Annotated in this window: 13 protein-coding genes; 5 read left to right on the top strand and 8 right to left on the bottom strand. The window is 71.9% G+C overall.

What is annotated here, in order from left to right; all coding sequences use genetic code 11:
• Positions 1-394 precede the first annotated feature (394 nt).
• The gene (locus OOZ19_RS16675; RefSeq protein WP_266091029.1) at positions 395-2,734 is read left to right on the top strand and encodes a GH92 family glycosyl hydrolase; all 2,340 of its coding nucleotides are present in this window, start codon (positions 395-397) and stop codon (positions 2,732-2,734) included.
• 298 nt (positions 2,735-3,032) lie between these two features.
• On the opposite strand, the gene OOZ19_RS16670 is transcribed toward OOZ19_RS16675, so the two are convergent.
• On the bottom strand, positions 3,033-3,665 hold the full coding sequence (locus OOZ19_RS16670; RefSeq protein WP_266091028.1) for a class II aldolase/adducin family protein: 633 nt from the start codon (positions 3,663-3,665) through the stop codon (positions 3,033-3,035).
• A complete protein-coding gene (gene otnK / locus OOZ19_RS16665; RefSeq protein ID WP_266091027.1) occupies positions 3,662-4,912 on the bottom strand; it encodes a 3-oxo-tetronate kinase in 1,251 nt (416 codons plus the stop codon). The genes OOZ19_RS16670 and otnK overlap by 4 nt, the downstream gene beginning before the upstream one ends.
• A gap of 286 nt (positions 4,913-5,198) precedes the next feature.
• Here otnK and OOZ19_RS16660 point away from each other — a divergent pair, with 286 nt between their 5' ends.
• The 3 genes from OOZ19_RS16660 to OOZ19_RS16650 all read left to right on the top strand — a co-directional run bounded on the left by OOZ19_RS16660 (position 5,199) and on the right by OOZ19_RS16650 (position 8,885).
• A complete protein-coding gene (locus OOZ19_RS16660; RefSeq protein ID WP_266091026.1) occupies positions 5,199-6,590 on the top strand; it encodes a homoserine dehydrogenase in 1,392 nt (463 codons plus the stop codon).
• Positions 6,587-7,942, top strand: coding sequence for a GntT/GntP/DsdX family permease (locus tag OOZ19_RS16655; protein ID WP_266091025.1), 1,356 nt, complete (start codon positions 6,587-6,589; stop codon positions 7,940-7,942). Before OOZ19_RS16660 ends, OOZ19_RS16655 begins: the two co-directional genes overlap by 4 nt.
• A gap of 145 nt (positions 7,943-8,087) precedes the next feature.
• Entirely contained in the window at positions 8,088-8,885 is a 798-nt protein-coding gene (locus OOZ19_RS16650; protein WP_266091024.1) for a DeoR/GlpR family DNA-binding transcription regulator, read from the top strand.
• Here the strand turns inward: OOZ19_RS16650 and OOZ19_RS16645 are convergent.
• The 6 genes from OOZ19_RS16645 to aztB all read right to left on the bottom strand — a co-directional run bounded on the left by OOZ19_RS16645 (position 8,882) and on the right by aztB (position 15,026).
• Positions 8,882-9,790 carry a MerR family transcriptional regulator gene (locus tag OOZ19_RS16645; protein ID WP_266091023.1) on the bottom strand — a complete coding sequence of 303 codons (909 nt, stop codon included), beginning with the start codon at positions 9,788-9,790 and terminating at the stop codon, positions 8,882-8,884. The genes OOZ19_RS16650 and OOZ19_RS16645 overlap by 4 nt on opposite strands.
• Before the next feature lie 576 nt (positions 9,791-10,366).
• Positions 10,367-10,663, bottom strand: a complete 297-nt coding sequence (locus OOZ19_RS16635) for a hypothetical protein (RefSeq protein ID WP_266091022.1) — start codon at positions 10,661-10,663, stop codon at positions 10,367-10,369.
• 178 nt (positions 10,664-10,841) lie between these two features.
• Positions 10,842-12,005 carry a zinc metallochaperone AztD gene (gene aztD / locus OOZ19_RS16630; protein ID WP_266091021.1) on the bottom strand — a complete coding sequence of 388 codons (1,164 nt, stop codon included), beginning with the start codon at positions 12,003-12,005 and terminating at the stop codon, positions 10,842-10,844.
• A gap of 50 nt (positions 12,006-12,055) precedes the next feature.
• Positions 12,056-12,976: a zinc ABC transporter substrate-binding protein AztC gene (gene aztC, locus OOZ19_RS16625; protein ID WP_266091020.1), complete on the bottom strand. Its 921-nt coding sequence runs from the start codon at positions 12,974-12,976 to the stop codon at positions 12,056-12,058.
• The gene (locus tag OOZ19_RS16620; RefSeq protein WP_266091019.1) at positions 12,973-14,166 is read right to left on the bottom strand and encodes a hypothetical protein; all 1,194 of its coding nucleotides are present in this window, start codon (positions 14,164-14,166) and stop codon (positions 12,973-12,975) included. Before OOZ19_RS16620 ends, aztC begins: the two co-directional genes overlap by 4 nt.
• A complete protein-coding gene (gene aztB, locus OOZ19_RS16615; protein ID WP_266091018.1) occupies positions 14,163-15,026 on the bottom strand; it encodes a zinc ABC transporter permease AztB in 864 nt (287 codons plus the stop codon). Before aztB ends, OOZ19_RS16620 begins: the two co-directional genes overlap by 4 nt.
• A gap of 48 nt (positions 15,027-15,074) precedes the next feature.
• On the opposite strand from aztB, the gene aztA reads away from it, so the two are divergent.
• A complete protein-coding gene (aztA, locus tag OOZ19_RS16610) occupies positions 15,075-15,806 on the top strand; it encodes a zinc ABC transporter ATP-binding protein AztA (protein WP_266091017.1) in 732 nt (243 codons plus the stop codon).
• The last annotated feature ends 18 nt before the right edge of the window (positions 15,807-15,824 follow it).

Genomic DNA, 15,824 nt, shown 5'->3' with positions numbered 1-15,824 from the left:
GCTTCCGAGGCGGATCTGTACGGTTGTGATCACCGCATTAGACAACGTTGTCATGGGGGATTTGTGCGCGCTTCGGGGTCTTCCTCCTGCTGTCGGCGACGGTTCTCCGGGGCGTTGCTGCGACCGGAGCAGGCTCGGCGTCCCCTTCGCGCAGAACGGGATCCGCTGAATACGTTCCGGCGGAACCGCCGGAGGAAATGATGCAGCGGCGCCCGGATTCGCGATCCGCGCTCGCAGCCCGTTCGCGCTCACGCCGGAAAGGCGCCGCCTCCTCGCATCCGGTAGCGGACCGATCGAGTTCCCGCGGAGAATTCCGGTTCGCGATTCCCGCGCCGGGCGTTCCCGCCGCCACCTCGTCCTGACCCGTCGTCCCGTCACCAGGGAGAGGAGCACGATGCGCACATCCAGGCGCAGACGCACATCCGGCCGATACCGATCAGCGCTGGTCACCACGGTCGGGCTGGTCACCGCACTGGCCATGCCCGCGGCAGCGGTACCGGCCATCGCCGCGGCACCGGCCGCGCCGGACGTCGAAGATCCCGCGCAGTACGTCAACCCGTTCACCGGAACCCAGGTCGGCGGTCCCGACTTCGGCCACGGCGGCGGCGCGGGCAACACCTTCCCCGGTGCGGTGGCGCCGTTCGGGATGATGCAGTGGAGCCCGGACACCGCCGAATACCAGCACGGCGGCTACCAGTACGAGGACGACCGGATTCGCGGTTTCAGCCTCACCCACATCTCCGGTGCCGGCTGCGGGGACTTCGGCAACATCCCGTTCCTGCCCGTGCTCGGTGACGCCCCGGTGGCGGACTACGCGTTCTCGCACGAGAACGAGTCCGCGTCGCCCGGCGCCTACGACGTCACCTTCGACAACGGCCTGCGGACCGAGCTCACCGCCACCCAGCGGGCGGGGATCGCGAAGTTCACCTATCCGGAAGGGCAGACCGCGTCGCTGTCGGTCGACGCCGCGAAGGCGTTCAACGACGCGTCCGGATCGGTGACCGTCGAAGGCAACAGCATCAGCGGCTACACCGACGGCGGCGGTTTCTGCGGTGGCAGCAACAAGTACCGGATCTACTTCCACGCCGAGTTCGACGAGGACTTCACCGGCAGCGGCGTCGTGCGCGACGGCAAGGTCGACCCGTCGAGCAAGGAGATCACCGGCTCGGCCGAGGGAACCGCACCCGCGAACGACGGGCGGCCGGCCCCGCAGGACGACGGCGCGCAGGCGTTCGTGTCCTTCGACCCCGGCGCCGACCGCACGGTGACCGCCCGCGTCGGCATGTCCTTCGTCAGCCTCGACGGAGCGAAGGCCAACGCCGCCGAGGAACTCGGTGAGCGCGGCATCGGCGAAGTGCGCGACGGCACCAGGGCCGCGTGGAACGAGATGCTCGGCCGGATCGACGTCGGCGGCGGTGAGGAGCAGGACCGGCGTCGCCTCTACACCGGGCTCTACCACTCGCTGCTGCACCCGAACGTCTTCAGCGACGTCAACGGCGAGTACACGGGCTTCGACGGCAACGTGCACACCGCGGAACCGGGGCACGCCCAGTACGCGAACTACTCGGGCTGGGACGTGTACCGCTCGCAGATGCAGCTGGTCTCGCTGATCGCGCCGGACATCGCCTCCGACATCGCGCAGTCCGCGGTGAACCAGTCCGTCCAGGGCGGCTACTTCGACCGCTGGACGGTCGCCAACGGCGGTACCGGCGTGATGACCGGCGACCCGCTGCCGATCATGATCGCGAGCGCGCACGCCTTCGGCGCCACCGACTTCGACACGGCCGCGGCGCTGGAGCGGATGGTGGCGGGCGCCTCGAACGCCGATGAGCGCCCCGTCCACGACAAGTACGGGGAGCTCGGCTACATCCCGGCCGATGACGAGGAATCCTGGGGATCGGTGTCGACCACGCTGGAGTACACCAGCGCGGACTTCGCGGTGGCCCAGTTCGCCCAGCGGATCGGTGAGAGCGGCACGCACGACGAGTTCCAGCGCCGCGCGCAGAACTGGAAGAACCTGTTCAACCCCGGCAACGGCTGGATCCAGCCGCGCGAGGCCGACGGCGCCTGGCCGGCGTTCGCCCCTGAGCAGCAGGACGGCTACGTCGAGGGCAACGCCGCGCAGTACACCTGGATGGTGCCGTTCAACCACCGGGAGCTGTTCGACCAGATGGGCGGGGACGAGCAGGTCACCGGGCGGCTCGACGAGTTCTTCGCCGAGCTCAACGGTGGCCCGGACAAGGCCAACGCCTACCTCGGCAACGAGCCCTCCGCGAACACCCCCTGGGCGTACGCCTACGCGGGACAGCCGCACAAGACCCAGGACGTGGTGCGGCGTGCGCTGACCGACCTGTTCAGCGCGGAACCCAACGGTCTGGTCGGCAACGACGACCTCGGCCAGATGTCGTCCTGGGCGGTGTGGGCGTCGCTCGGCATGTACCCGGAGGCGCCGGGCCGGGCCGAGCTCGTCCTGGCCAGCCCGCTGTTCTCGTCGATCAGCATCGACCGGGGCAACGGGAAGACGATCAACATCAACGCCCCGGACGCCTCCCGGGACACGAAGTACGTGCAGGGCCTGGCGGTCAACGGCGCGCCGAGCGGCAAGGCGTGGCTGTCCGAGCAGTTCGTCAACGAGGGCGGCACGCTGGACTACACCCTCGGCGCCGAACCGAACGCCGAGTGGGGCAGCGCACCGGAGGACGCGCCGCCGTCGTTCGGCGCCCCCGGCCAGTGATGATCAGTCCGAACAGGATGGTCCGACTCCGCTGCGGTGGAGAAGGTTCGAGGCCCTCGGCTCGCGCCGGGGGCCTCGGTCCGTTCGGCTCCGAGAGGCGAGCAGCGGGAGCAGGACCTCGTCGACGATCGCGCGGACCTCGGCCTCGGGCACGGCACCGCGTCCGCTGGCCGACGTCCGCGCGACCCGCGCGCTGCGGCGGATCTGGCGTGGTGGCGTCGAAATCACCCCAGAAGGCTGACCTGGGCCGAGCGGGTGCTCCCGCGCCTGCTCGGCCCGGTGTCCTACCCCGGTGGGATCACACGTCCCAGGGGGTCCCGTACTTCTTCGTGAGCTCGCGGATCTGCTCCGGTTCCAGCAGTCGAGGCGTGTGCGTGCCCAGGCGCAGCAGCAACGCCGCGACCTCCTCGATCTCCACCGCCGCGTCCACCGCCGCCGCGAGCGTCGCCCCGGAGGTGATGGGCCCGTGGTTCTGCAGCAGCGCCGCGCGGAAGTCGAAGTCGAGCGCTTCCAGCACGTCGGCCTGCGCCGGGTCGCCGGGTGCCGCGTAGGGGATCAGCGGGGACTGGCCGACGCGCATCACGAAGTACGGGGTCAGCGGCGGGATCGCGCTGCGCTGCGACCACGGTGACAGGCACGCGACCCCGGCCGCGTTGCGGGAGTGCAGGTGCACCACCGCGTTCGTGCCCGGTTCTCGGCGGTAGAACGCGCCGTGCAGCGGGAACTCCTTCGACGGCCGGGGACCGGCCAGGTGCTCGCCGTCGAGCGACAACTCGGAGAGCGCTTCGGGGTCGAGTTCGGCGAGGTCCGCTCCGGTCGGCGTGAGCAGCATCCGGTCGCCTTCGCGGACGCTGATGTTGCCGGAGGAACCCGGGCTGAGGCCGAGCGCGGCCAAGCGGGCACCGGCGGCGACCAGTTCTCGCCTCGTCATGACAGCACGTCCCAAGCCGTGGTGAAGATGTCGACCCCTCCGAAGTTCCCCGATTTCAACGCCACGTCCACCGCGCGGACCTCTCCGTCCACATGGGACTCGGTTCGGCACCACGGCACGCCCGGAGCGATCTGCGAGCCGACGTGCAGCGCGGTCGCGCCCAGCGCCAGCACCACCGCGCCGGAGGTCTCGCCGCCCGCGACGAGCAGCCGCCGCGCTCTGGACACGACCAGTTCGCTCGCGCAGCGCGCCAATGCCCGTTCCAGCAGCTCCCCGGCGGGCGTCGCGCCCTCCGCCGGTTCGAGCTCGTCGCCCGCGCCCACCGCGTAGATCATCGGCGGCAGGGCGGGATCCGCCTCCCACCGGGTACGGACGAACTCGATCAGCTCGGCGACGGCTGCCTCGAAGTCCGCGCGCAGCGCCGCGACGTCGAGCTTCCGGTTCGGCAGCAGGGACTTCGCGTGCTCCACCTGCCCCCGGGTCGCCGCCGAAGCGCTCCCGGCGAGCACCACGGCGGGCCCCGGCCCGGCCGACTCCGCGCGGGCGCTGCCCGGGTGCGGACCGGTGAGGCCGAGCGCGAGCCCCGCGCCGCCGGTGAGCACCGGATCCTCGGCGGTGGCCGCGGCGATCGTCATCAGGTCCGCGTCGGTGGCGGCGTCGACCACCACCAGCGCCGATCCCGATCCGGCCAGCTCGTCGCGCACCGCGTCGGAGCCTGCCCGCACCACGTCGTGGCCGATCAGCCGCACCGGGCGGCGGGTCTGCGGGGCGAGCAGCCGCAGCAGGTCCGAGTCCCGCATCGGAGTCAGCGGGTGGTCGCGCATCGGGCTCTCCGCCAGCGGCTGATCGCCGACGAACAGGTGCCCGCGGTGCACGGTGCGGCCGGTGGCCGGGAACGAGGGCACCACGACGGCCCGGCCGGCCCCGAGCTCGTCGAGCACGGCGTCCACGACCGGGCCGATGTTGCCGGTGGGCGTGGAGTCGAACGTGGAGCAGTACTTCACGTAGATCCGCTCGCATCCGACCGCCCGCAACGCGCGCAGCGCGGCGAGGGAGTCGCGCACGGCTTCCTCGACGGGGGCGGTGCGCGACTTCAGCGCCACCACCACCGCGTCCAGCTCGTCCAGCGGCTCGGCGGGTTCGGCCGTGCCGATCACCACGGCGGTGCGGAAGCCGCGGGAGACGAGCATCGTCGCGAGGTCGGTCGCCCCGGTGAAGTCGTCGGCGATCGCGCCGATCAGCGGCATGCGTCCTCCCGGTCGCGGTGCGCCCGCGGGGAGCGGGCGGTTCGGTCGTCCGCGGGACGCGGACGGGGTGGTGGGCCGGTGCTGCTGCCCGGCCGCGTTCGTGCGGGAGCCGCCCTCGTGGGGGAGGACGAGCCGATCCGCATCCGTGAAAAAATGTTAGCACGCTTGACTATTATGTGAATCAATGAATATGTTCTGTTAAACCGTGTGATGCCGGACTTGACCGGATCGGCCATCGCGCCGCAGCGCCAGCGCTCGACGACGCGAGGACTCAACGAGGAGACCCATGAACGTGCAGCCACGCCCACCGGGCACCGGCGATCGGCCCGTCGGCTACGCGCTCTCCGGCGCGGCCGGCGGATTCGCGCGCACCCTGCTGGCGCAGACCCTGCTGATCCCCGCGCTGGCCCCGGCAGTGCTGTGCGACGTGGACGTGCCCCGGCTGCACGCGCTGTGCCTCGAACTGGGCTACGCGCCCGAACAACTGCGCACCTGCACCGACGCCGAGCAGACCGCCGCGGCCACCGCCGCCGGGCGGATCGCGCTCGTCGCCGACCAGGAACTGCTCGGCGCCGGGCAGTGGGACGTGCTCGTCGAGGCCACCGGCAGCCCCGCCCACGGCTACGCGATGGCCCGCGCCGCGCTCACCGCGGGCAGGCACGTGGCCATGGTCAGCAAGGAGGTCGACTCCGTCGCCGGACTGCACCTGGCGAGGCTGGCCGCGGACAACGACGTCGTCTACGCCCCCGCCGAAGGCGACCAGCCCGGCAACCTCATCCGGTTGCTCGACTGGGCCCGGCTGCTGGGCATGGACGTCGTGGCCATCGGCAAGTCCAGCGAGTACGACCTGGTCTTCGACCCGGCGACCGACACGGTGACGCAGCTCGACCGGACCGTGCCCGCCCCGGCGATCGGCGAGCTGCTCACCCTCGGCGAGGACGTGCGCGGCACCCTCGCGGCCCGCGCGGACGCCGTCGCGGAACTGCCCACCGGGGCGACCGCCGACTACTGCGAAATGGCCGTCGTCGCCAACAACACCGGGTTCCGGCCCGACGTGGAACGGCTGCACTACCCGGTCGCGCGGATCGCCGAGCTCGCCGACATCTACTCGCTGCGCGAGCACGGCGGCGTGCTGCACGAGGCCGGCGCCGTGGACGTGTTCAGCGCGCTGCGCCTGCCCGACGAGGCCTCGTTCGCCGGCGGCGAGTTCGTCGTGCTGCGCACCAACGACGCCGAGACCTGGCGGATCCTCGCCGAGAAGGGCCACGTGGTGAGCGAGGACGGGCGCTACGCGACCGTCTACCTCCCGTACCACCTGATGGGCGTCGAGACCCCGGCGACGCTGCTCGCGATCGCCGCGCACGGCCGGACGCCGGACGCGACGCCACCGGGCAGGCACGCGGTGCTCGCCGGACGCGCCCAGCGCGACCTCGCCGCGGGCACCGTGCTCGACATGGGCGGGCACCACCACGACGTCACCGGCGTGCAGGCCGTCCTGCTGCGCGACGAGAACGCCCCCGCCGACGTCGCCCCGCTGTACCTCGCCGCGCACACCGCGCTGGGACGCGACGTCGCCGCCGGAGAGCTGATCACCCTGTCCGACCTGGCGAACCCCGACCCGGCGCTCGTCGAGGCCTGGAACCTGGGCGGCGAGTGGGCGCGGGAGATCGCCCGATGAGCGCCGAACTCACCCCGCTGCTGCTGGCGGCAGGCGCGATCGTCGTCCTGATCGTGCTGATCACGAAGATGAAGCTGCACCCGTTCCTGGCGTTGATGATCGCCGCCCTCGGGCTCGGCTTCGCCAACGGCATCGCACCCGGCGAGACCGCCGAGCACTTCCAGACCGGATTCGGCGACGCCCTCAGCGACACCGGACCCGTCATCGGGCTCGGCACCATCCTCGGCGGCATCCTGCTCGGATCCGGGGGAGCGGACCGCATCGCGACCGCGTTCATCGGGACCCGGCCCGTCAAGTGGATCCCCGCGGCGATCGCCGCCGCCGCGCTGCTGATCGGCATGCCGCACCTGTTCGACGTGAGCTTCGTGATGCTGGTGCCGCTGGTGTACGCGGTGGCCAAGCGGACCGGCTCGCACCTGCTGTTCGTCGGGCTGCCGATGGCGGCCGGGCTCTACGTCTCGCACGGCCTGCTGCCGCCGCACCCGGCGCCGACGCTGGCGGTCGCCGCCTACGACGCCAACACCGGGATGACCATCTTCTTCGGCCTGGTCATCGCGATTCCGGTGGCGATCATCTGCGGCCCGGTGCTGACACCGCTGCTGGCCCGCTGGTTCGGGCCCGCGCCCGACCTGGACAAGAGCCCGGTGCCCGACCCCGGTCCGGCCGAGGGCGAACTCCGCCGTCCCGTGTCGCTGGTGCTGGCGCTGATCACCGTGGTGCTCCCGGCGGGCCTGATGCTCATCGGCACCCTCGGCACCTCGATGACCGCACCGGGAACCTGGGCGAACGTGCTGTTCGAGGCCTGCGACACGCCGGTGCTGTCGCTGCTGGCGGCGGTCGTGTTCGCGTTCTTCGCGCTGGGCGTGCGGTCCGGGTTCGGGTTCGCGAAGTTGCAGAAGATGGCCGCGAAGGGACTCGGTCCCGTCGGCGCGATCATCCTGATCCTCGGCGCGGGCGGCGGCCTCAAGGAGATGCTCTCCGCCACCGAGGTCGACAAGCTGATCACGCAGTACGCCGTCGACTGGGCGGTGCCGCCGCTGCTGCTGGCGTGGACCGTGGCCGCGCTGCTGCGGATCTGCCTTGGTTCGGCGACGGTCGCCACCGCCGCCGCGACCGGCATCGTGGCTCCGCTGGTGGCCGCGTATCCCGGGCTGTCGCCGGAACTGCTGGTGCTGGCGACCGCGTCCGGTGCCGTGATGCTCTCGCACGTCAACGATTCCGGGTTCTGGCTGTTCAAGGAGTACTTCCAGCTCAGCGTGTCCCAGACCTTCCGGACCTGGACGCTGATGCTCTCCTTGCAGTCCCTGCTGAGCCTCGGCGGCGTGCTCCTGCTGAGCGCCATCGTCTCCTGACGCCCGTCGGTGACCGCCTCCTCCGCCCACGAGCAACGGCGGAGGAGGCGTTCACCGGAAAGGGCAGCGGTGGGTTCCGGGGAGCCGCCGACGTGCGGTGGCGACAATGGACGTGATCGGTTCGCCGACGAATGGGGAGTGGGGCATGGACGCGTCGGAGAATCCGCCGCTCATTCCTGATCAGCGCCGCGAGCAGCTGGTCAAGCACCTGCGGCGGGAAGGGGTGCTCAGCGTCCAGCAGATCACCCAGCTGTTCGGCATTTCGCACATGACCGTGCGCCGCGACCTCGCCGAACTGGAACGACAAGGCCTGGTGTTCTCGGTGCCCGGCGGCGCGCGCATCGCCAGCCAGGTGCACGCCGAACCGACGTTCCAGACGAAGTCGGTGACCGAGCAGCCCGAGAAGCAGGCGATGGCGCGGGAAGCCGCCCGGCACGTCCACGACGGCATGACGGTCTACCTCGACGCGGGCACCACGATGCTCACGATGATCCCGCTGCTGGTGGAGCACGCCGAACTCACCGTCGTCACCAACGACTTCACCGCCGTGGAACGACTGCTGCCCGCCACCCACCTCGACGTGATCCACCTCGGCGGGCTCGTCGAACCGGCGAACCGCTCCAGCGTGGGGCGGCTGGCGGCGGCGACGCTGCGCCAGCTGGCGCTGGACGTGGCGTTCATCAGCGCGAGCTCCTGGGACCTGCTGCGCGGCGTGACCACCCCGTCGGAGCGCAAGGTCGAGGTCAAGCACGCCGCGATGGCCGCCGCCTCGCGGTCGCTGCTGGTGGCGGGTTCGTCGAAGTACGGGACCTTCGGCCGGTACAAGGTCGCGTCGCTGCACGCCTTCGACGAGGTGATCACCGACGCCGCCTTGGCCGGCGCCGCGGCGGAAGGGATCCGCGCGGAGGGGGCCGACCTGCGGCTGGTGAGCCCGGAGGACTAGGCGGTGCTGCAGGTAGCGGGTGGGTCTTGGGCGGATAGCTCTACGGCCAGTTCCATGCAGCGCAGGCGGGCTGGGGAGAAGTCGTAGGGCATCTTGCCGCTGGTTTCGAGCGCGCTCATGGAACCAGCCTCCCGCCTGCCAGAGCCGAGGTCGGCCTCGCCGTCATCGGCGGTGGCAGGGTGCAGGGTGTCCCAGGCGTCGAAGAGGGCATCGTCGTCCTCATCCAGGCCGGACTCCTCGATGACGGCGTGCAGGGCGCTTTCGAAGGCGTGCCGCTCGGCGGCCACTCGAGCCACCCGTGGATCATCGACGGCGACGCTGTCGTCGAGTGCCTCCTCGGCGTCATCGATGCGGTCGGAATCCTCCCGCAGAGCGGGATGCGTGGCCAGGGCGACGAAGCGGGTGGCCTGGACGGCGGCGCCGAGCGGGCCGAAGATCCGCTCAGTGACCAGCAGGCTGTCCAGGTCCGCCTGACGCAGGGAGTCTTCGGGCAGGTCCTTGAGGCGTTCGGTGACGAAATCGGAGAGCAGGCCCATCCGGCTGCCTTCGGTGCGCATCCGCTGCACGGCGGTCCGTTGCCGCCGCAATTCCGCCTCCTGCTCGGCGAGGGCTTCCTCCAACCGCTCCAGGATGCCCGCGACACCGTCTCCGCTGTCCGCGCCGGCCCCGGTGGTAAGGGCGTCGCGGATGTCGTCCAGGGCGATCCCGGCGTCGGCCATCCTGCGAATCCACAGCAGGCGGATCATGTCCTCGTACCCGTAGCGGCGGCGGCCATCGCCGCCCCGCTCAGGCTCGGGGAGCAGGCCGATCTCGTGGTAATGGCGGATCGCCCGTGGCGTGCTGCCGACGAAGGCCGCCGCGTCACCGATCTTGACCTGGCGGGGTGACATGAAGGACGAATGCATGAACTGGGACCTTTCCTCGGGACGTAAGTCCACCGGACCACATGCCGCTACGGAAGGTGCAACCCCATCCACACCGCGCCGCCGGGTCGAAGAAGGGCGGACGGCCACCGCCACGTCCGCGGCCCCTGCGGTTGCGGATCTGATCGGCCGGGTCAGGAATCGTGCACCTGTTGCCGCATCCGCGCAGGTAGGCGCGATTCGCGCGTGAAGAGCACGCCTTGTCGCCCGCGCCCCGCAGCGGGCGGCTCCTCGGCCGACTGACCCCAGGCCGGGGCACCTCGATCGCGTTCAGGACCGGCTCGAACTGCGGACCGTCGCCGCACTGCCCGGCGGTGATCAGCAGCGACAGCGGTTTCTGCCCCTGCTCGCACGCCAGGTGAATCCTTCGTGGTGAACCCGCCCCGCGACCTGCCCGCTCCAGGGTCTTCAGGTGCGGTGCTGACTCCGCCTGGCGGTTCTTTCTGCGGCACCAGGCGTTCCGCACCTCGGTCCCGCGACGTATCCCCGGTCGTGGAGGTGGGTGCAAGAAAAATCCGGCCGGCCGAGGGATCTCGACCGGCCGGACGGGTTCCGGTGTCAGTGCTCGTCGTAGTGATCGCCGTGGACGGCGTGGCGGTGGCCGTCGTGCAGGTAGTCGGTGTGGTCGCCGTGCGGCACGGCGGTGTGGCCGCAGTCCGGCCCGTGCGCGTGGGAATGCCCGTCGTGCGCGATGTGGTCCGACGGTTCGCACTCGTCGTAGTGGTCGTCGTGGGCCCGGTGCAGGTGACCGTCGTGCGCGTAGTCGGTGTGGTCGCCGTGCGGCACCGCGGTGTGCCCGCAGTCCGGCCCGTGCGCGTGCGGGTGGTCGGCGTGCTGGGCGTGAGCCGTCGTCATGAGGAACCTCGCAACTGCGTTTCGGTCGGTCGGCACCGCCAGGTGGAGCAACCTCGCGGTCCTCGTCACATTAGTCACCGTGCATATGTCGGCAACTCGGCGCGCCGCCCCGGCAGCCGCCGATCCCGCCGCCCGCGTCGTGGCTCGACACCACGAGCCGGGCGGCGGGACCGGGTGATCAGGACACGACGCCGCTGAGCTCGTTCGGCGCGGCGGGCAGGGTGCCCGTGGCGGTCTTCTCGCCGGTCGCCAGGTCGATCGCGTGGATCTCCTTCCGGTTCGGGTCGGTGACGTAGGCGGTGCCGCCGCGCACGAACAGCGCGGGGCGCGGCTGCTGCCACTCCAGCGGTTCCTGCCACGAGCCGGTGACGGGGATCGTGTTCACGACGCGTCCACCGGCCGGGTCGATCACGCGCAGACCGCCGTCGGTGCCCAGCACGAGCGCCTCGCCCTGCGGGCCGCGCGCCAGCGAGCGGAAGGTGTAGCTGGTGCCGAGGTCGACCAGCCGCAGGCTCCCGTTCGCGGTGTCGATCAGCGAGATCTGTTCGGGGCGCTCCAGCTCGGCGTCCTCGTCGACCTTGTAGTCGCCGAGCACGACGGGGGAGTGCTCGGAGCCCGCCTGGTTGCCGATGCGGCCGTACTCGGCCGGGCTGGTGATCTTCGTGATGGTGCCGTCCCGGTAGACCACCGCGCCGTTCTCGCAGCCGACCACGATCGCGTCGCCCTGCGCGGCGGCTTCGCCGTGCACGCCGGGGCAGTCCTCGTTGCGCGCGATCTCCTTCCCGTTCTCGTCGAGCACCACGATGCCGACGCGTTCGTCCTCGTTGCCGAGGGTGGTGAGGAGTTCGCCACCGGCGAGTTCGACGGCGACGCCGTGGTGCGGTTCGGCGGTCTTGTGCTGCTCGGTGGCGGGTTTCCCGTCGCCGAGGTCGTTCGGGTCGAAGGAGGTGACCTCGCCGGTGCCGTCGCTGAACAGCACGGTGCGCCCGGCGTGGCGGACGACGTGGCCGGGCTTGGCGCCGGGGAACGTGACGTCGGTCAGCGCGGGGTGCGCGGCGTCGAGCAGCTGGAACCCGTCGGAGGTGGACACGACCACGTGCTCGTCGTCGCCCGCCGGGTTGAGGCGGTTGAAGCCGTCGAGCGGGATGTCGGCGGCGACCTGGAGGGTGCGGCCGTCGAGCACCCAGATGCCGCCGTCGTAGGTGGCGACGACCGGTTCCGGCACGGCGGGACCGGCGGGAGCGGCCTGCGGCTTCGGTTCGGGCGACGCGCAGGCGCTGAGCGCGAGCGCGGCGGTGGCGAGCGCGACGCCGGTCTTGACGGCGGTCCTCGTGGTGGGCATGGAGGTTCCTCTTCTCTTGTGCCGTCGAGTGGTTCCGGTGCTCGGCGGGGTCATCCGCCGAGCCCGGTGGCGATGGCTTCGGCGTTGGACCGGGTCATCTCCAGGTAGGTGCCGGCGCCCTCGCCGGGCGGGCTCAGCGATTCGGAGAACAGCGGCACCACCCGCACGTCGAGCCCGGCCTGGTCGGCGAGCGCGCGGGCGAGCCGGTCGGGTTGCGAGGAGTCGGCGAAGACCGCCCGCACGCCCGCCTGGCGCACGGCTCCGGCGAGCCCGGCGAGGTCGGAGGCGCTGGGGGAGGCCAGCGTCGTCCCGCTGGGGATCACCGCGCCGATGACCTCGAAGTCGTAGCGCTGCGCGAGGTAGCCGAACACGTGGTGGTTGGTGACGAGCTTGCGCTGCTGCGCGGGAATGGCGGCGAACCGCGCGGCGGTGGCGGTGTCGAGCGCCTCCACCTCGCCCCGGTAGCGCGCGGCGTTGGCCCGCACGACCGCCGGGTCGACTCCGTCGACGTGCTCGACGACCTGCTGCGCGATGACGTCGACGGCGGCGGCGACGCGGCGCGGGTCGGTCCAGAAGTGCGGGTCGGCCTGGCCGCGGGACTCGTCGCTGGTGTAGCGGATCGGGTCGACCCGTTCGCCCACCGGCAGCGTCGCGACCCCGGCGGTCTCCGCGGCCCGCACGCTGCGCAGCACGCCCTCCTCCAGACCGAGTCCGTTGTGGACGACGAGGTCGGCGAGCTCGAACTCGGCTGCCTGCTGGGCGGAGATGCCGAACGAGTGCGGATCCGCTCCGGGACGCATCAGCACCGACACCTGGGCCTGGTCGCCGAGGACGTTGCGGGTGATGTCGCCGAGGACGTTGGTGGTCACGACCACCTGGGCGCGTTGCGGTCCGCCGCCGGAGCAGCCGGTGAGCACGAGCAGCACCGCCGCCGCGGTCGCGGTGAGCGCCGCCGTGATCCGCCGGCTCATCGTCCGGTCTCCGCGAGGTGCGCGGCCTTGCCGCCGAGCCGGAATTCGCGGGCCAGGCGCAGCGAATCGTTGTAGTCGATCTCGTGGATCGTCCCGGCGTCGACGTCGTTGACGTAGGCGCGGGTCGTGTCGATCCGGATCACCGGCAGCGGTCCCGAGGTGTCGACGGGACGCTCGGTGACCCTGGTCTTCGCCGTGGCGGCACCGGTTTCGGGGTCGTGGGCGTGCAGCACGCCGTCTGCGGTGAGCGCGAGCAGCGGGCCGCCTTCACCGACGGCGTTGACGGCCACGACGGGCCCGGTCTCGACGTGCGTCCACTTCCGGTCCGAGAGGTCCAGCGACCACGCGCCGCGCTCGCCCGCCTTCGCGGCGAGGGTGGCGCTGCCGGGGCGCTGCTGGAACTCGCGGGCGCGTTCGTCCTCGCCGACCGGGCGCGGGTAGGGGATCTTCTCGCCGTGGAAGGCGCCGTCGTCCTCGGAGACGAGCAGCGCGCCGTCGGCGCAGCCGAACACGACTCCGCGCCGGGTGAGCGCCGCACCGCTCGGCCGCGGGCAGGACGGCTCGACGGTGCCGGTGGCCTCGCCCGCCCGGTCGAGCACCCGCACCGCGCCGTCGGGGGAGACCGTCAGCACGTGCGCCTCGTAGGGGACGGCGGCGGTGCCCGGGGCGAGTTCGGCGCGGCCGACCTCGGTGAGGGTGCCGCCGTCGAGCGCGGTCCGGTCGAACAACGTCGCCGAACCGTCCGAAGTGGACACGGCGGCGACGCCGGTGTCGTTGTGCGCGCCGGAGGTTCGGCCGGGGAGGTCGCCGACCTCGCGGATGTCGGCGCGGTAGTAGTGCACGTGATCGCCGTGGTCCACCCTCCACGAGCCGCTGTCCACGACGCGCGTGCCGCGGTCCCCGGTCAGGTAGGCGTACCGGCCGTCGTCGGTGATGTCCCGGACTCCCGGCACCGCGCCGAGTTCCACCACTTCCTCGGTGATCAGGTCGAGCACCCGCACCGCGCCGGTGTCGCCATCGGCGACGACGAGGCGGGATTGGGCTTCGGCGGCCTCCTCGGCGCCTTCGACGTAGCCGTGCGGCACGTCCGGTGGCGGGGCGGCTTCGCCACCGGGGGAGTCGCAGGCGGTGGCGGCCAGCGCGACGAGCGCGAGGGCCAGCGCGGCGGGTTTCGTCTGACGAGGTCTCACAGTGCGTGCTCGACTTCCGTGTTGGTTTTCTCCGGGGTGGCCCGGACCCGGTCGCGCAGTTCGGCGCCGAGTGCGGACAGGAAGAACAGGACGACGGCGGTGGCGGCGATCGTCGCTCCGGCGGCGGTGCCCCAGTGCCAGGAGACGAGCAGCCCGATCGCGGTGGCGGCCATGCCGAGCGCGGCGGCTCCGGCCATCACCACCGGGATGCGCTTGGCCCACAGCACGGCCGCCGCGGGCGGGGCGATGAGCAGCCCGAACACCAGCAGCGTGCCGACGATGCGGAACGAGGCGACGATCGCGAGCGTCACCAGACCGAGCAGCAGCGCGTTCGCCAGGCCGGGGCGCAATCCGAGGGTGCGGGCCTTGCGCGGGTCGAACGAGAGCGCCACGAACGCGCGGTGCCCCGCGACGGAGACGATCACCGCGAGCAGCAGCGCGACGGCGAGCTTGCCCAGTTCGGGGCCGGTCACCGCGAGCACGTCGCCGAACAGGAACCCGGTCAGGTCCACCGCGAACGACTGCGAGTGCGACACGATGATCACGCCGGCCGACAGCATTCCGACGAACAGCAGGCCGATGCTCGTGTCCCGCGACAGTCGTTGCGAGCGTCCGAGCGCGGTCACGCCGAAGGCCATCACGCCCGCGCTGAGCGCCGCGCCGAGCAGCAGGTCCCCGCCGAGCAGCGCGGCCAGCGCCACCCCCGGCAGCATCCCGTGCGACATGGCGTCCCCGAGGAAGGCCATGCCGCGCAGCACGACCCAGGTGCCCGCGAGCGCGCAGATCAGCGAGACCAGCACCCCGGCCCACAGCGCGCGCTGCACGAAGGACACCTCAAAAGGGACGAATAACCAATCCATGACAGATCACCCTATAGTGAAAACGATTGTCGTTGTAGGGTGAGCTTCGTGAGAGCCATCACCGACGACGTGACCACCGACGATCGCCCAGCCGCCCTGCGCGGCGTCTCCGCCGGGTACCGCAGGCATCCCGTGCTGCACGACGTCACCGCCGAGTTCCCGGCCGGGCGCCGGACCGCGGTGGTGGGGCCGAACGGTTCCGGGAAGTCGACGCTGCTGGGCGTGCTCGCCGGCGTCCTCCCGGTCCTCTCGGGCTCCGTGCGGCGACCCGGTTCGGCGGGTCCGGCCCTGGTCGCGCAGCGCAGCTCGGTGTCGGACGCGCTGCCGCTGACGGTGCGCGCCGCCGTCGAGATGGGGCGGTGGGCGAGCACCGGCCCGTGGCGCCGGTTGTCGAAGCGGGACCGGGAGGTCGTGGCGGACTGCCTGGAACGGCTCGGCGTGGCCGAACTGGCCGAGCGCCCGCTGGGTGCGCTGTCCGGCGGCCAGCGGCAGCGCGTCCTGGTCGCGCAGGGATTGGCGCAGCGAGCGGGTTTGCTGCTGCTGGACGAACCGGCGGCCGGGCTGGACGTCGCCGCGCAGCGGCACATCACCGCGGCGCTCGACCAGGAGCGGTCACGCGGCACCACGGTCGTGCAGGTCACCCATGACTTCGCCGAAGCGCGCGAAGCCGATCACTGCCTGGTGCTGCGCGATGGCCGCCTGCTCGCGGCGGGGCCTCCTGGCGAGGTCCTCACGCGAGAGGTGCTGAGCACCGTCTGGGCCGGTGTGCCCGCGTTCTGACTCGCCGGAAGTCGTTGC

This window comes from Saccharopolyspora sp. NFXS83 (genome assembly GCF_026241095.1).
Taxonomy (GTDB): domain Bacteria; phylum Actinomycetota; class Actinomycetes; order Mycobacteriales; family Pseudonocardiaceae; genus Saccharopolyspora_C.
The sequence above is the reverse complement of the archived record's forward strand: the minus strand, read 5'-3'. Positions and strand labels throughout refer to the sequence as shown.

Excerpts from the sequence above, each read along its gene's own strand:
- OOZ19_RS16675 (WP_266091029.1), top strand. The coding sequence starts at position 395 with ATGCGCACATCCAGGCGCAGACGCACATCCGGCCGATACCGATCAGCG.
- OOZ19_RS16670 (WP_266091028.1), bottom strand. The coding sequence starts at position 3,665 with ATGACGAGGCGAGAACTGGTCGCCGCCGGTGCCCGCTTGGCCGCGCTC.
- otnK (WP_266091027.1), bottom strand. The coding sequence starts at position 4,912 with ATGCCGCTGATCGGCGCGATCGCCGACGACTTCACCGGGGCGACCGAC.
- OOZ19_RS16660 (WP_266091026.1), top strand. The coding sequence starts at position 5,199 with ATGAACGTGCAGCCACGCCCACCGGGCACCGGCGATCGGCCCGTCGGC.
- OOZ19_RS16655 (WP_266091025.1), top strand. The coding sequence starts at position 6,587 with ATGAGCGCCGAACTCACCCCGCTGCTGCTGGCGGCAGGCGCGATCGTC.
- OOZ19_RS16650 (WP_266091024.1), top strand. The coding sequence starts at position 8,088 with ATGGACGCGTCGGAGAATCCGCCGCTCATTCCTGATCAGCGCCGCGAG.
- OOZ19_RS16645 (WP_266091023.1), bottom strand. The coding sequence starts at position 9,790 with ATGCATTCGTCCTTCATGTCACCCCGCCAGGTCAAGATCGGTGACGCG.
- OOZ19_RS16635 (WP_266091022.1), bottom strand. The coding sequence starts at position 10,663 with ATGACGACGGCTCACGCCCAGCACGCCGACCACCCGCACGCGCACGGG.
- aztD (WP_266091021.1), bottom strand. The coding sequence starts at position 12,005 with ATGCCCACCACGAGGACCGCCGTCAAGACCGGCGTCGCGCTCGCCACC.
- aztC (WP_266091020.1), bottom strand. The coding sequence starts at position 12,976 with ATGAGCCGGCGGATCACGGCGGCGCTCACCGCGACCGCGGCGGCGGTG.
- aztB (WP_266091018.1), bottom strand. The coding sequence starts at position 15,026 with ATGGATTGGTTATTCGTCCCTTTTGAGGTGTCCTTCGTGCAGCGCGCG.